The sequence below is a fragment of the Pseudonocardia zijingensis genome (assembly GCF_042657305.1).
Taxonomy (GTDB): domain Bacteria; phylum Actinomycetota; class Actinomycetes; order Mycobacteriales; family Pseudonocardiaceae; genus Pseudonocardia; species Pseudonocardia zijingensis.
The window spans coordinates 48,340-62,807 of record NZ_JBHSKO010000011.1 but is presented as its reverse complement, the minus strand read 5'-3'; the positions used below and the strand labels follow the sequence as shown (position 1 = coordinate 62,807).

General features: G+C 75.8%; 12 protein-coding genes. 1 reads left to right on the top strand and 11 read right to left on the bottom strand.

Annotation, left to right across the window (positions count from 1 at the left end; all coding sequences use genetic code 11):
• Window positions 1–23: 23 nt before the first annotated feature.
• Window positions 24–3,440: an indolepyruvate ferredoxin oxidoreductase family protein gene (locus ACFPL3_RS21740; protein WP_379589597.1), complete on the bottom strand. Its 3,417-nt coding sequence runs from the start codon at window positions 3,438–3,440 to the stop codon at window positions 24–26.
• A gap of 139 nt (window positions 3,441–3,579) precedes the next feature.
• Between ACFPL3_RS21740 and ACFPL3_RS21735 the strand changes: the two genes are divergently transcribed.
• Window positions 3,580–4,032 carry an Lrp/AsnC family transcriptional regulator gene (locus ACFPL3_RS21735; RefSeq protein ID WP_379589596.1) on the top strand — a complete coding sequence of 151 codons (453 nt, stop codon included), beginning with the start codon at window positions 3,580–3,582 and terminating at the stop codon, window positions 4,030–4,032.
• A gap of 4 nt (window positions 4,033–4,036) precedes the next feature.
• Here ACFPL3_RS21735 and ACFPL3_RS21730 read toward each other — a convergent pair whose 3' ends face one another.
• The 10 genes from ACFPL3_RS21730 to ACFPL3_RS21685 all read right to left on the bottom strand — a co-directional run bounded on the left by ACFPL3_RS21730 (window position 4,037) and on the right by ACFPL3_RS21685 (window position 14,179).
• Window positions 4,037–5,230: an alpha-D-ribose 1-methylphosphonate 5-triphosphate diphosphatase gene (locus ACFPL3_RS21730; RefSeq protein WP_343939973.1), complete on the bottom strand. Its 1,194-nt coding sequence runs from the start codon at window positions 5,228–5,230 to the stop codon at window positions 4,037–4,039.
• Window positions 5,227–5,958 carry an ATP-binding cassette domain-containing protein gene (locus ACFPL3_RS21725; RefSeq protein ID WP_379589595.1) on the bottom strand — a complete coding sequence of 244 codons (732 nt, stop codon included), beginning with the start codon at window positions 5,956–5,958 and terminating at the stop codon, window positions 5,227–5,229. The genes ACFPL3_RS21730 and ACFPL3_RS21725 overlap by 4 nt, the downstream gene beginning before the upstream one ends.
• 2 nt (window positions 5,959–5,960) lie before the next feature.
• Complete coding sequence (locus ACFPL3_RS21720; RefSeq protein ID WP_343946096.1) at window positions 5,961–7,817, bottom strand: alpha-D-ribose 1-methylphosphonate 5-phosphate C-P-lyase PhnJ; 1,857 nt, start codon at window positions 7,815–7,817, stop codon at window positions 5,961–5,963.
• A complete protein-coding gene (locus ACFPL3_RS21715; protein ID WP_343946095.1) occupies window positions 7,814–8,914 on the bottom strand; it encodes a carbon-phosphorus lyase complex subunit PhnI in 1,101 nt (366 codons plus the stop codon). Before ACFPL3_RS21715 ends, ACFPL3_RS21720 begins: the two co-directional genes overlap by 4 nt.
• 1 nt (window position 8,915) lies before the next feature.
• Window positions 8,916–9,482 (bottom strand): phosphonate C-P lyase system protein PhnH, encoded by a 567-nt coding sequence (gene phnH, locus ACFPL3_RS21710; RefSeq protein ID WP_379589594.1) that lies wholly within the window; start codon window positions 9,480–9,482, stop codon window positions 8,916–8,918.
• Window positions 9,479–9,907 (bottom strand): phosphonate C-P lyase system protein PhnG, encoded by a 429-nt coding sequence (locus ACFPL3_RS21705; RefSeq protein WP_343946092.1) that lies wholly within the window; start codon window positions 9,905–9,907, stop codon window positions 9,479–9,481. Before ACFPL3_RS21705 ends, phnH begins: the two co-directional genes overlap by 4 nt.
• Window positions 9,904–10,644: a GntR family transcriptional regulator gene (locus ACFPL3_RS21700; protein ID WP_343946091.1), complete on the bottom strand. Its 741-nt coding sequence runs from the start codon at window positions 10,642–10,644 to the stop codon at window positions 9,904–9,906. The genes ACFPL3_RS21705 and ACFPL3_RS21700 overlap by 4 nt, the downstream gene beginning before the upstream one ends.
• A gap of 192 nt (window positions 10,645–10,836) precedes the next feature.
• A complete protein-coding gene (phnE, locus tag ACFPL3_RS21695) occupies window positions 10,837–12,444 on the bottom strand; it encodes a phosphonate ABC transporter, permease protein PhnE (RefSeq protein ID WP_379589593.1) in 1,608 nt (535 codons plus the stop codon).
• On the bottom strand, window positions 12,441–13,253 hold the full coding sequence (gene phnC / locus ACFPL3_RS21690; RefSeq protein ID WP_343943720.1) for a phosphonate ABC transporter ATP-binding protein: 813 nt from the start codon (window positions 13,251–13,253) through the stop codon (window positions 12,441–12,443). Before phnC ends, phnE begins: the two co-directional genes overlap by 4 nt.
• Window positions 13,235–14,179: a phosphate/phosphite/phosphonate ABC transporter substrate-binding protein gene (locus ACFPL3_RS21685; protein ID WP_343943721.1), complete on the bottom strand. Its 945-nt coding sequence runs from the start codon at window positions 14,177–14,179 to the stop codon at window positions 13,235–13,237. Before ACFPL3_RS21685 ends, phnC begins: the two co-directional genes overlap by 19 nt.
• Window positions 14,180–14,468: the final 289 nt, after the last annotated feature.

Genomic DNA, 14,468 nt, shown 5'->3' with positions numbered 1-14,468 from the left:
GTGGTGATCGCTACGTCCCCCGATCAGGTTGCCAGATCGGCGAGCGCCGCGGCGGCTTTCTCGCGGAAGACGGCGACGTTGCGCAGCTTGATCCCCTCGTAGCCGCGGACCACGTCGGGCAGCGCGGCGATCTCCGCGACGGCGTCGGCGTTCCGCGGGTCCAGGTGCTCGAGCGCGGACCGGACGAGTGCCTGGTACTCGGGCACGAGCGCGCGCTCGACGCGGCGGACCTCGGCGCGCCCGAACAGGTCGAGCGCGGTGCCGCGCAGGCGCCGCGCGGCGCGCAGCGCGCGGAACGCCGGGCCGGCGCTGCGGCGCAGGCGGATCTTGCGGGTCATGCCGAGCGCGCGCAGCACCGGTGGGTGCAGCAGCACCGAGACGTCGGCGCCGGGCCCGAACTCCGCGTCGCGGCGGGCCTGCTCGGCCGGGTCGAGGTGCAGCCGGGCCACCTCGTACTCGTCCTTGTAGGCCATGAGCTTGTGCAGCCCGCGCGCGTAGGCCACGGCGATCCGCTCGCCCGCCTCGGCCCCCGCGCGCTCGGTGGCGATCGCGGCCACCCGCTGCACCTCCTCGGCGTAACGGTCGCCGTAGCGCGCGTCCTGGTAGCCGGTGAGGTCGGCGACGCGGGTGGCGAGGACGTCGGCGAACCCGCTGGGCTCGGCCGGGGCCGCAGGCCCCCGGGTGGCTGCCGCCACCGCCTCCGGGTCGGCCACCGCGGCGCGGCCCCAGCGGAAGGCGGCGAGGGTCTTCTGCACCCCGGCACCGTTCAGCCGGATCGCCTGCTCGATGGCCTCCGCCGCGATCGGGATGCACCCGTGCTGGAACGCGGCGCCCACGAGCAGCATGTTGGCCGGCATGTGGTCGCCGAACAGCGCCTCGGACAGGCCCTGCGCGTCGACGTGCAGCGCGGCGTCGGCGCGGGTGGCCGCGGCGATGCGGTCGAGGGCGTCGGCGGGGGAGCCCGGCACCGGGACGCGCCCGGTGACCATGGCCGCCGTCGGCACCACGGCCGAGCTCACCACCGCGATCGTGTGCCCGGGCCGCGCGACGGCGAGGTTCGCCTCGGCGGCGGCGCCGAGCAGGTCGAACCCGATGAGCACGTCGGCCGTGCCGCGGGTGGCGCGCAGCGCCCCGCGCACCGGCTGCTTGCCGATGCGCACGTCGCTCACCACCGGCCCGCCCTTCTGCGCGAGCCCGATCTGCTCCAGCCCGGCGGCGTAGCGGCCGTCGAGGTGGGCGGCCATCTGCAGGATCTGCGAGACCGTGACCACGCCGGTGCCGCCGATCCCGGGCATGCGCAGCAGGGCCGTGTCGCCGGTGAGCCTGCTCTCCGGCTCGGGCAGCCCGGTGGGCGGCTCCGGCACCGGGCGCGGAGCCCGGTCGCGCGGCTCCACCAGCAGGAACGACGGGCAGTCGCCCTTGAGGCACGACAGGTCGCTGTTGCAGGACGCCTGGTGGATGCGGGTCTTGCGGCCGAACTCGGTGTCCACCGGTTGCACCGACAGGCACGTGGAGGCGTCGGCGCAGTCGCCGCAGCCCTCGCACACCCGCTCGTTGATCACGACCTTCGCGGTGGGGGTGGGGAGCTTGCCGCGCTTGCGCAGGCGGCGCTCCTCGGCGGCGCAGCGGTCGTCGTGGATCAGGACCGTCACACCTTCGACGGCGGCGAGCTCGCGCTCCACCTCGGCGAACTCGTCGCGGTGGCGCACCGTCGCGATCGGGTCGAGGGCGACGTCGCGGTAGCTGCCCGGGTCGGCCGTGGTGACGACGACGCGGCGCACGCCCTCCACCGCGAGCCAGCGGGTGAGCGCGGGGACGTCGAGCCTGCCCTCGGCACGCTGGCCGCCGGTCATCGCGACGGCGTCGTTGTAGAGCAGCTTGTAGGTCATCGTGACCCCGGCGGCCACGGCGGCGCGCACGGCGAGCGACCCCGAGTGGTGGAACGTGCCGTCGCCGAGGTTCTGCACGAAGTGCCGGTCGTCGGTGAACGGGGCGAGGCCGAGCCACTGCGCGCCCTCGCCGCCCATCTGCGTGAGCCCCAGCTGGTGGCCGCGGCCCGCGCCGTCGAGCGCGATCATCGCGTGGCAGCCGATGCCGACGCCGACGAGCGTGTCGTCGTCCGTGCGCGTGGAGGTGTTGTGCGGGCAGCCCGAGCAGAAGTACGGGGTGCGCGCCGCGAGCGGCACCGCGATCCGCGACGGCGGCCGCGGGGTGAGCGCCTCCAGCCGCACGGCCGCGGTGCGGGGCAGCCGGTCCGGGCCGATGCGGGCCGCGAGGGCGCGGGCCACCTCCTCGGCGCCGAGCGTGGAGCGGGCGGTGAGCAGCGGGCGCCCGTCCGGGTCGTGGCGGCCGACCACGCGCGGTGCGCCGGGCCGCCCGTACAGCGCGGCCTTGAGGTGATCCTCCAGGAACGGCACCTTGTCCTCGACGACGAGCACCTCCTCGAGGCCCTCGGTGAGCTCGGCGAGCGCCCCGGCGTCCACCGGGAACGGCATGGCGAGCGTGATGATCCGCAGGCCCAGCGCCTCCATCGCCGCCTCGTCGAGACCCAGGTCGTCCAGCGCCCGCTGCACCACCGCCGCGGTGGTGCCCGAGGCGAGCACGCCCAGGCGCGCGGACCGCGCGGTGAACGCCACCCGGTTGAGCCCGGCCCGCCGCGCGTAGGCGCGGGCGAGGTCGAGGCGGCGGGTGAGCGCGTCGTGCTCGGCCTCCAGGGCGGTGGCGCCGACGAGCACCCGGGGCGGATCCTCCGCGCGCCCGGGCGCGGGAACCCCGAGGTCGAGCGCGCCCACGTCGAGCGTGGCGGCCGCGTCGGCGACGTCGGCCACGATCTTCAGGCCCGTCCACAGCCCGCTGGCGCGCGACATCGCCACGGCGTGCAGCCCCAGCTCCACGATCTCCCCGACCGACCCGGGCGCGAGCAGCGGCAGCAGCAGGCTCTGCGCCATCGGCTCGCACGAGCTGGGCACGGTGGAGGACTTGCAGGACGGGTCGTCGCCGATCAGGGCCACCGCCCCGCCGAGCGCGGTGGTGCCGGCGAGCGTGCCGTGCCGGATCGCGTCCGCGGCGCGGTCGAGACCGGGGTTCTTGCCGTACCAGAACCCGGTGACGCCGTCGTGGCGCCGCCCGGGCGCCTGCCGCAGCAGCTGGGTGCCCGCCACCGCCGTGGCCGCGAGCTCCTCGTTCACCGCGGGCCGGAAGACGACGCCGTCTGCGTCGAGGAAGCGGCCCGCGCGCGCCATCTCCTGGTCCAGCCCGGCCAGCGGGGAGCCCTGGTAGCCGGTGACGTAGGCGCGGGTGTCCAGGCCGCGCGCGGCGTCGAGCCTGCGTTGCTCGAGGACCATCCGCACGATCGCCTGGATCCCGGTGATCAGGACCCGGCCGTGGCGGGCGGAGTACTTGTCGTCCAGCGTGACCGTCTGGCTCGTGGTGGGCGGCACCGTCGACCTCCGTCAGTGCGGGTTTCGGTGAGGAGACCGCGATCACCCTCGCGTGGGCAAGACCCCCGGCGTCTCCTGCCCGGAACACGCAAAGCCGTTGTGCTTGGATCGGCGGACAGCTCAGGTTCTTTGCGCGGAGGTGCCCGTGAATGCCGCCGGGGTCGACGACACCGACCTCCTGCTGCTCGACCTGCTGCGGGCCGACGCCCGGCGAACCTACTCCGAGATGGCGGGCGAAGTGGGCCTCTCGGTGGCTGCGGTGAAGCGGCGGGTCGACCGGCTGCGCGAGATCGGCGTGATCACGGGGTTCACCGTGCAGGTGGACCACGCGAAGCTCGGCCAGGGCGTCCAGGCGTTCATCGAGCTGCGCTTCCTCGGCAACACGCGGGTGAGCGAGATCGTGCGCGCCGTCTCCACCATCCCGGAGGTGGACGCCGTCTTCACGCTCGCGGGCGACCCGGACGCGCTGGTGCAGCTGCACGTGCGCGATCTCGCCCACCTGCAGCAGGTGATCGACACGCTGCGCCGCTCCGGCTCGGTCACGGGCACCCGCACGCTGCTGGTGCTCGGGTCGTGGGAGCGGCGCAACTGACCCCTCAACCCTCCGCGCGCAGGACGGTCCGCACCACCGGCCAGGGCTGCCCCGCCTCGGCGAGCACGAGGTCGGCGCGGGCGCCCGGCGCGAGCGTGCCGCGGTCGGGCAGGTCCACCGCCCGCGCGGCGCCACCGGTCACCATCCCCACCGCGGCGGGGAGGGTGGTGACGCCGTCGGCCGCGAGCAGGAACGCCGCCGCCAGCAGGCCCGAGGGCAGGTAGTCCGACGCGAGCGCGGTCACCAGGCCGCGCGCCACGAGCTCGCGCGCCGACGCGTTGCCGGAGTGCGAGCTCCCGCGCAGCGCGTTGGGCGCCCCCATCACCACCGGCATCCCGCGCTCCCGCGCGGCGCGGGCGGCCTCCACGGTGGTGGGGAACTCGGCCACCGCGCCGCCGCGCCCGGCGAGCGCCGCGATCTCGGCCGCCGACGCCGGGTCGTGCCCGAGCAGCCACACCGCACCGGCCCGCGCCCGCTCCCCGAGGAACGCCAGCGCCTCCTCGCGGACGTCCCGGTTCGCCTCGCGCGCTGCGGCGAACGCGTCCACCTGCGCGCGCGCCTCGTCCGCCGAGATGCCGCGGGTCGCCATGAGGTAGCGCTCGTAGTAGGTGCGGTCGGCGTACTGGCCCTGGCCGGGCGTGTGGTCCTCGTGGGACACCACCGCGGGCGCGTCGAGCCCGGCGAGCCGGGTGCGCAGCGCGGCGAGCCCCTCGGCCGAGCGCACGTCGAGCCGGTGCAGCACCCGGTGCTCCACCGGCCCGTCGCCGCGGCCGGCCACCTGGCGGCACAGCTCCAGCGCCGCCTCCACCGAGCGCACCTTGAGCGAGCCCTCACCCTGCTCGAACGCGGCACCGTGGAACACCGTGGTGATCCCGGCCGCGCGCAGCTTGCCCTCGAACGACAGCAGCGCGAACCGCCACGGCACCTCCGCGCCGGGACGCGGCACCCGCTCGCGCTCCAGGCCGTCGGAGTGCACGTCGACCAGGCCGGGCAGGCAGAACGCGCCGCCGCCGTCCACGTCGGCGCCCGCCCCGGCCGGGTGCGGGCCGACCTCGGCGATCCGCCCGTCGCGCACGGCGACGCGGGCGTCGTCGAGCACGCGGTCGGGCAGCACGGCCCGCACGTGCCCCAGCACGTAGTCGGCGGGCGGGCGCAGCAGCGACCAGCGCTGGGCGGCGGGCGCGCTCATGCCCGTCATGCCGCGGCTCCCAGCACCTCGGCGGGGGTGCCCTGCGCCGCAACCCGGCCGTCGCGCAGCTCCACCACACGGGTGGCGAGGGCGTGCATCGCGTCGGCGTCGTGGAAGACCGCGAGCACCGCGACGCCCGCACCGGACAGCGACGCGATCAGGTCGAGGGCCCGCTCCCGGTTGGCCGGGTCGAGCGCCGACACCGGCTCGTCGAGCAGCAGCAGCCGCGGCGGGCGCACCGTGGCGGCCGCGAGGTTCACCCGCTGGCGCTCGCCGCCGGAGAGCACCCCGCAGTCGACGTCCCACAGCGCCTCGTCGAGGGCGAGCCCGCGCAGCGCTGCCGCGGCGGCCTCGGCCGCGGCGTCCCGGTCGAGGCCCCGGCGCCGGGCGGCAGCGGCCACCAGCTCGAGCGGGCCGGTGCGCGGGGGCGCGGCGAGGAACTGCGACACGTAGCCGAGCTCGCGCGCCCGCAGCCGGGCGAGCGTGCGGTCGGGCAGCGCGGTGAGCTCGACCGGCCCCTCCGGGCGGTGCAGCGTGACCGTGCCCGCGTCGGGCAGGTAGGTGCGGTGCACGCAGCGCAGGAGGCTCGACTTGCCCGCTCCGCTCGGCCCGGCCAGCGCCACGTGCTCGCCCGCGTCGACGTCGAGGTCCACCCCGCTCAGCGAGACGACGGTGCGGCCGTCGACCGTGTGCAGCGTGAACGTCTTCTCGAGGTCGCGTACCTCAAGGACTCTCATGACTACCTCCGGGCCGCGGCCACGAGCCGCTGGGTGTAGGGGTGGTGCGGGTCGCGGAAGAGCTGGTCGGTGAGCCCCCGCTCGACCACCCGGCCGAGCTGCATCACCAGCGACCGGTCGGTCAGGGCCTCGATCACCGCGAAGTCGTGGCTCACCACCACCGCGGCGACGTCGCGCTCGGCGAGCAGGCCGCGCAGCAGGTCGAGCACACCCGCGGCCACCGACGCGTCGAGGCCGGTGGTCGGCTCGTCGAGCAGCAGGACCTCCGGGTCGGTGGCGAGCGCCTTGGCGATCTGCACGCGCTGGCGCATCCCCCCGGAGAAGGTGCGCACCGGGTCGTCCATGCGCGAGAGCGGCACCTCCACGCGGTCGAGCAGCTCCGCGGCGCGGGCCCGGATCGCCCGGTAGCCGCGCCAGCCCGCCGCGGTCAGGCGCTCGGCGATGTTGCCGCCCGCTGTGACGTCCAGCGCGAGCCCCTCCGAGGGGTCCTGGTGCACGATCCCGAGCGTCGCGATGCGCAGCCGCCGCCGCGCCGGGGCGTCGAGGGTCAGCACGTCGGTGCGGCCCCCGTCCACGGCGGAGAGGAACAGGTGCCCCGCCGTGGCCCGCTCGTCGCCGACGATGCAGCGCAGCACCGTCGACTTCCCCGAGCCCGACTCGCCGATCAGCCCGACCGCCTCGCCCGGGGCCACGTCGAACCCGACGTCCCACGCCGCCACGATCGCCCCGGTGGCCGGGCTGACCGCGGTGCCGTGCCCGGGCCCGGTGCCCGCGACGGCCCCGGCGCCCCCGGGCCCGTGGACCTTCCCGATGCCTTCGACGAGGAGGGCCCACTCGGGCTGGTCGTCCGCTCCCGGCTCCCGCCCAGGTTCAGGAAAGCCACATTCAGGGCCTCTCCGGCCTTGAATGTGGCTTTCCTGAACTTCGGGGGCGCGCCTCCCCGCATCCGGGAGGAGACCGAGCGGGGCCGCGGCGCGGTGGGCCTCCGCGTCGACGTCGCCGTCCACCACCCGCGCGCACCACTCCGTGTCGCTGCACGCGAAGCGGCCCGGCCCGGCCTCCACCAGGAACGTGTCGTCGGAGCCGCAGCGGACGCAGACGCCGTCGGCGCCCTCCACCTCGAAGGGGACGTCGTCGAAGGTCAGGGGCTCGACGTCGGTGTGCGGCGGCACCGCGAAGATCCGCTTCTCCCGCCCGGCGCCGAAGAGGCTGAGGTGCTCGCTGCGGTGCAGCCGCGGCACGTCCCACCGGGGGATCGGGGTGGTGGCCATGACGTAGCGGCCGCCGACGAGCACCGGGTAGCCGGTGGACCTGGTGATCACGCCGTTGCGGACGAGGTCCTCGTAGAGGCTCACCCACATCGCCGAGTAGTCGGCCTCGGCGTGCATGCGCGCGCACTCGGCCACCGAGCGCTGCACGCCGCGCAGCGGCTCGGGCACCGGCACCTGCAGCACGAGCACGTGCCCGTCGTGCAGGGGCTGCTCGGGCACGCGGTGGCGGGTCTGGATGACGGTGGCCTCGCGGGAGTCGGCCGACTCGGCGCAGCCGGTGCTGCCCGCGATGAGCCGGCGCAGGTTGGTGGCGTTGACGCCGGCGTCGTCGCCCTGGTCGATCACCTTCACGGTGTCGCCGGCGCCGATCACGGCGAGGGTGACCTGCAGGCCACCCGAGCCCCACCCGCGGGCCACGGGCATCTCGCGGGAGCCGAAGGGCACCTGGTAGCCGGGCACGCAGACGGCGGTGAGCGCGGCGCGGCGGATCTCACGTTTCGCGCCCTCGTCGAGGATCCCGGCCGGGGCGGCCGTGTCGTCGATGCCGGCGAGGATCTCGTCCACGCCGGTGACGGCGGCGAGCGTCATCTGCAGTCCCTCCCAGGGGGCTCGGTCGCCACGCCGGTGGCGCGCACGGCCTGCTTGCGCTCGACCATCGACCGGAACGTGACGTAGTGGGGCAGCTTGAGGTGCTCCAGGAACCCGGCGGAGTCGAGGCCGTCGGTGGTGAGGAGCAGGAGCTGTTCGAGCGGGCCGGTACGGCCGAATCGGCGGCAGGCGATGTCGAGGTTGGCCATCGCGATGGCCTTGCGCTCGTTGTGGCCGAAGCACAGCCCGTAGCCGACGTCGAAGCGGGTGCGGTCCTCGTCGGCGCCGTCGAGGTCCTCGATGGCCTCGGTCTCGGTGGCGCGGAACCGGCCGATCCGCACCGGGTTGCCGGTGTGCGGGTGCCGCACGGACAGGGGCAGGTGGCCGTGGCGGACCTCGCCGAGCGTGACCTCGTGGATGTCGCCGTCGGGGCCGAGGATCGAGCGGTACCAGAGCCCGACGAGCGCCCCGGTCTCCGCGCGCGCCATCGAGGCGAGCACGGCCGAACGGGGTGCGGGCGGTCGCGCCGGGCGGCGCGTGACGTCGAACGGGGCGGTGTCGGCGGGGGTGTGCTCCACGAGCAGGTCCTGGGAGCGCAGGAACGCGGAGAACCGCCCGGGCTGCCGCTGCGCGGCACCGGACGAACGGCCCGTCGGTACCGCTCTATCGGACGAGGGTGCCGTTCGTCCGGTGGGGGAGGGTTCGCGCTCCAGCATCCGGCCCGTGTAGTCCGTGGTGCGGCCCAGCAGCTGGGGGCCGTCGGGGGTGCGGTGGGCGGGCACGATCCGGCGCAGCACCACCATCTCGTCGGGGTCCACCGGCTCGGACACGGCCAGGCGGGGCAGCGTGGAGCGGTGGGCGCGCACGAGGTGCGCGGCCTCGAGGGTGTCGCCCTCGGCCTGCCGGAAGGCGTCGGCGGCGGTGGGCTCGTGGTAGAGCCCGGCCTCGCCCTGCACGCGGTCCACGGCGAGGCGGAACCGGGCGGTGATCTGCTCGGTCGACGCCCACGGTGCCGGGGCGTGGTCGCGGGCGTCGCGCACGAGCCGCTCGGCCGCGAGGATCGCCTCCAGCCCGCCGCGGGCTCCGGAGTAGCCCATGTCAGTCCTCCTCGATCCGGGTGCTGCGGGGCAGCCCCAGCACCGCGCCGCCCGGGGTGACGAGCAGCAGGTCGGGGCCCGCGGGGAACGCCGTGGCGGCACGGGCCGGCACGAGGTCGGCGGGCAGGCCGCGGGGCGTGATCACCCGGGTGCCGGCGACGCCGGGCCCGGACAGCGTCAGCGCCGGTCCACCCTCGAGCGCAGGCACGGCGAGCGCGACGAGCGCCGCCTCCTCCGGTGCCGTGGGGCTGCCTGCGCGGACCGCGGCGAGCTCGCCGGGCTCGAGCGGGCGCAGCGCCGCCACCAGCCGGGCCGCGGCGAGGGGCACCACCGGCGCCGACGTCACCGTGGCCAGCGCGTCCGCCCACACCCCGCCGGGGACGTCGCCGAGCACGCAGACCGGGGTGTCCAGGTCGGCGAGCGCGAGCACCGGCAGCAGCGCGGCGGGCATGTCGCCCGCAGGGGGCAGCGCCGCGGGCGTGCCGGGACGCGACAGCGCGTCGAGCGCGGCGCGGAACGCGCGCTGTGCGGTGTCCCCGTCCAGCACGGGGACCACGGTCGCGGTCACGTCAGCTCCTCGAACTCGACGACCGTCGGCGCGAGCTGCGCCCACTCCTCGGCCTCCGCGGCGGCCTCCCGGGCGGCGACGCGCTCGCAGAGCGCGAGCACCTCGTCGGCGCGGGCCCGCCCGGCCTCCACCTCGGCGTCGCAGATCGCGGCTGCCAGGGCGGCGACCCTGTCGTCGCCCAGCCGCATCGACCACCCGCGCGACCCGCCCAGCTCCACCTCCGCCTGCACGGCGAGCACGTCGCCCAGCAGGAAGCGATCGCCGGCGATCGGCTCGCGCACCTGCGTGGCCACGCAGCCCACCTCGGGTGCCCGCAGCACGCGGGGCACCGCGCCGTCGGCGAGGCACGCGTCGGCGAGCCCCACCAGCTCCTCGGCGCGCGCGAGGGCCAGGAGCCCCGCGCGTTCCTCTCGTGTGACGTTCATCGATCTCCCACCGTCGTCGTCTCGGTCGCCGAGCCCAGCTCGACGACCACCCGGACCGCGTCGGAGCGCATCCAGGACCTGCTGCACATGACCGGGAGCCCGCTCGCGGCGTCCCGGCTGACGCTCTCCACCAGCCACACCGGCCGGCTCGGTTCGATCTCCAGCCCGGCGCACACGGCGGGCGGGGGCACGTCGAGGCTCACCCGGCACCACGCGCGGACCGGGTCGACCCGCGCCACCTGCCGCAGCACCAGGTCCAGCGACTCGGCGGCCTGCACCGCGAGGTCGAGGTCGGCGACGAGCTCCACCGGCACCCACTCCTCCACGCGCGCCGCGAGCAGGTCGTCGACGTAGGACTGCCGGGTGAGCCGGTGGCACGGCGTGCTGGCGGGCAGCCCCAGCGCCGGGGCCTGCTGCGCGGGGAGCGGCAGCACCTCGATGCCGCGCACCACGGTGCGCGGCTGCGCGCCCGCCGCCGCGACCGTCTCGTGCCACGACGGGCGCCGGTCGTGCGAGATCGTGTAGTCGATGCGCCGGTTCACGAACGTGCCCGCGCCCTGCACGCGCCGCACCACGAGCCGGCGCTCCAGTTCCTGCAGCGCGGCGCGCGCGGCCGCGCGCCCCACGCCGAACCGCCTGCCGATCCCGTGCTCGCCCTCGACGCGCGAGCCCGCGGGTGCGCCGGCCAGCTCGGAGGCGAGCTCGTCGGCGATCTCCAGGTACCGGGTGGCCGTCACGCGAGCAACGGTGCCGGGCCGGCTTGTCCGGACAACGGCTCCGCCGGTAACGCGGCGGGAAACGACCGTGAACGCCCGGCGCACTTGTCCCGCGCGCCCGCCGAGGCCCTCCCCGAATGCCAGCATGGTGGCTTTACTGGCCGAATACGCCAGTAAAGCCACCATGCTGGCTTACGGGGCCGGCTCCGGGGCCTAGCGGACCGCGCGGCGCAACCACAGCGCGAGCAGTTCGAGTGCCATCACCGTGGCGAACACCAGCAGCATCACCGTGGTGACCACGTCGAACCGCATCACCCGGGAGGCGTTGAGCAGGTAGAACCCGATCCCGCCCGCACCGACGATGCCCAGGAGCGTGGCCGAGCGGATCGCGACGTCGAGCTGGTAGAGCAGGTGCGCCACGATCGCGGGCGCGGCCTGCGGGAGCGTGACGGCCGTGAACACCTGCAGGCGCGACGCGCCGGTGGCCCGCACGGCCTCCTGCACGCGGACGTCGGTCTCCTCGAGGGAGTCGGCCACGAGCTTGCCCAGGAGGCCGACGGCCCCGATCGCGAGGGCCAGCGCGCCTGCCACCGGGCCGAGCCCGGTGATCACGACGAACACGATCGCGATGATGAGCTCGGGGACCCCGCGGACCAGCACGACGACGGCCCGGAACGCCGCGGCGACCCCGGGCGTCGGGGCGACGTTGCGAGCGGCGAGCGCGCCCACCGGGAGCGCGAGGAGGGCTCCGAGCAGCGTGGCGGCGAGCGCGATCTGCACGGTGACGGCGAGTTCCGCGAGCAGGTCGGGCAGGATCCCGCTGCTGCCGGGCGGCCAGAACAGGCCGAGCGTCTCCGGGAGCCTGCCGAGCCCGCTGGCGAGCAGGCCGGGGGACAGGCCCGCCGCGGGCGCGGACAGGGCGATCACGGCCACGGTGGCGGCCGCGTAACCGGCCGCGCGCGCCCGCCGCGCCGTCCACGGCGGGGTGAGCCGCCCGTCGGCCGGCGGGGTGGGCGCGCGGCCCGTCGTGCTCGGCAGCAGGGCCCGGCGCACCGCGCCGGACACCAGCTCGACCGCAACGCACAGGCCGAGCACCACGAGCGCGAGCGCGATCCCGCGCTGGTAGTCGAGCCTGCGCAGGGCGTTCGCGATCTCGAAGCCGAGCCCGCCGACGCCCACGAACCCGAGGACCACCGAGATGCGCAGGTTGATGTCGAAGCGGTGCAGCGCGGTGGCCACGAACGCGGGCAGCACCGCCGGGAGCACCGCGGTGACGAGCTCCTGCAGCCGGCCGGCGCCCGCGGCGCGGACGGCGGTGCGCGGGCCCTCGTCGATCTGCTCGATCGCGTCGGCGTAGAGCTTGCCGATCATGCCGACGGAGTGCAGGCCCATCGCGAGCACGCCCGCGGCGGCGCCGAGGCCGAAGAGCCGGAAGAACACGATGGCGAGCACGACGTCGGGCACGGCGCGCGCCACGACCACCAGCGCGCGGGCGCCGACGCGAGCGGTGGGCCCCGGGCTCGTGTTGCCCGCGGCGAGCACCGCGACCGGCACGCTGAGCAGCACCGCGAGCACCGTGGCGCAGACGACGACGGCGAGGGTCTGCCCGCACAGCGCGAGCACCTCGGCGACCGGCGGGAAGTCCAGCGGCAGCGTGCGGGACAGGAAGCCTGCCGCGTTCCCGGTGCTGTCGGCGAGGGTGGCGACGTTGATCCGCAGCTCGCCCACCGACCACAGGGCCGCCGCGAGCAGTGCGAGCAGCACCAGAGCGGCGCCCGTGCCCCGGCGTGAGGGGCGGGCGAGAGTAGCGGCGCGGGTCACGGCGTGAGCACCGGCACCGACGGGGGCGTCCGCGCCCCGTACACCCCCATCGCCGTGTCGCGGTCCAACCCGGCCACCGGGCGGTCCAGCACCACCCGGCCCGCGTGCAGGCCGATCACCCGCTCGCCGAGGGCGAGGGCGAGGTCGACCTGGTGGAGGCTGCAGAGCACGGTGAGGCGGTCCTCGCGGGCGAGTGCCGCGATCAGCTGCAGCACCTGCGCGGCCGACTCGGGGTCGAGCGAGGCCACCGGCTCGTCGGCGAGCAGGATCTGCGGCCGCTGCAGCAGCGCCCTGGCCACGGCCACCCGCTGCTGCTGGCCCCCGGAGAGGGTGTCGGCACGTTGGAAGCGCTGGTCGGCGAGGCCGACGCGGTCGAGCTGCTCCAGCGCCGCCGCCCGTACCCGCCGCGGGTAGGTGGGCAGGCCGAGCCGCGGGCCGCGCAGCGTGGCCAGCGCGCCGGTGCAGACGTTCTCCAGCACGGTGAGGCCGCCGACGAGGTGGAACTGCTGGAACACCATCCCGACGCGGCGCCGCAGCGCGCGCAGGGCGGCCCCTCCCGCCCGGCCGATATCGGTGCCCAGCACGCGCACGCTGCCCGCCGACGGGCGGTGCAGCCCGTTGACGTGGCGCAACAGCGTCGATTTGCCGGAGCCCGAGGCGCCCAGGAGCACGACGACCTCGCCCGCGTGCACGGTGAGGGACACGTCGTCGAGGGCCCGCACGCCCGGGCCGAAGCTCTTTCCGAGCCCGGCCAGCTCGACGACGGTGTCGGGTGCGCCCGTCACCGCGATCAGCTCAGGCTCGTGCACGACTCGGCCTGCGTGACCGCGCAGACCCGGCGCACACCGTCGTAGAGCGCGTCGTCCACCGCGACGTAGCCCCAGCCGCCGTCCTCGCCGACCTCGCACTCCGCGGCGGAGGTGCAGAACCCGTTGGCGGACAGGTAGTCGACGTTGGCCTTCTGCGCGAGCGCGTCGGTGATCACCTGGCGCCGCTGCGGGTCGACGTGGCTCCCCACGGCGATCGGGGACCCCGCGATCGTCTCCGAGCGCCACACCACCTGCAGCTGCCCGGGCTGCAGCTGCCCGGAGTCGACGAGCTGCCGGTCGACGATCGTGTCGTGGGCGAAGCCGGCGTCGCACTGCCCGTTCGCCACAGCGAGCGCCGACGCGTCGTGGCCGCCCGCGAACACGGGGGTGACCCCGGCGGTCGGGTCGACACCCGCCTCGATCAGGCCCGCGGTGGGGTAGAGGTAGCCGGAGGTGGAGTTCGGGTCGACGAAGCAGACGGTGCGCCCGGCGAACCCGGCGAGGTCGGTGATGCCCGACCCGGCGGCCGTGATGCCGTAGGACCGGTAGCCCGGCTCGTCGCCGGGGGCGTCGACCACGGCCGCGACCGGCGTGATGCCGGAGTCCTGGCCCTTGGCGAGGACGTAGGAGAACGGGCCGAACACGGCGATGTCGATCTGCCCGGCGCGCATGCCCTCGATCACGGCGGCGTAGTCGGTGGCGTTCTGGAACTCGATCGTCGTGCCGGTCTCGCGTTCGAGCATCGCGATCACGGGCGCGTAGCTCTGCTGCAGCGACGTCGACTCCTCCGTGGGGATGGAGGCGAACACGAGGCCGTCCCCGCCACCGGAGGTGCCGGTGGGGGAGTCGACGGCGCTCTCGCCGCACGCGGCGAGGGCAAGCACGGCCGCGCACGCGACAGCGGCACGGCGAAGGGGCAAGATCATGTGCGGGAAGCTCCTCGGGGAGGATGGCGTGTCGCGGGGCGGACGGCAGCGAGGGTGGGGGCCGCGGGTGCCCGCTCCGGCACGGTCGGGTGACGCGGGGGCGAACGGGACCGGACGGTTGGGGGGACCGGTCCGGACAGCAGGGGGAGTGCGACATCACGCGGGCGCTCGGGGCCAAGCCTTGTCGTCCCGGCGCCGGACGTCCATCATGCAGCGAGCCATAGTGAAATTGCGTTCCATTACGTAAAACGTCGCCGGTGCCGTGCGGACCCCCGTTTCCGGCGCCCGA

Coding starts and splice junctions, on each gene's coding strand:
- ACFPL3_RS21730 (WP_343939973.1), bottom strand. CDS start 5,230: ATGACGGGCATGAGCGCGCCCGCCGCCCAGCGCTGGTCGCTGCTGCGC.
- ACFPL3_RS21725 (WP_379589595.1), bottom strand. CDS start 5,958: ATGAGAGTCCTTGAGGTACGCGACCTCGAGAAGACGTTCACGCTGCAC.
- ACFPL3_RS21720 (WP_343946096.1), bottom strand. CDS start 7,817: ATGACGCTCGCCGCCGTCACCGGCGTGGACGAGATCCTCGCCGGCATC.
- ACFPL3_RS21715 (WP_343946095.1), bottom strand. CDS start 8,914: ATGGGCTACTCCGGAGCCCGCGGCGGGCTGGAGGCGATCCTCGCGGCC.
- ACFPL3_RS21705 (WP_343946092.1), bottom strand. CDS start 9,907: ATGAACGTCACACGAGAGGAACGCGCGGGGCTCCTGGCCCTCGCGCGC.
- ACFPL3_RS21685 (WP_343943721.1), bottom strand. CDS start 14,179: ATGATCTTGCCCCTTCGCCGTGCCGCTGTCGCGTGCGCGGCCGTGCTT.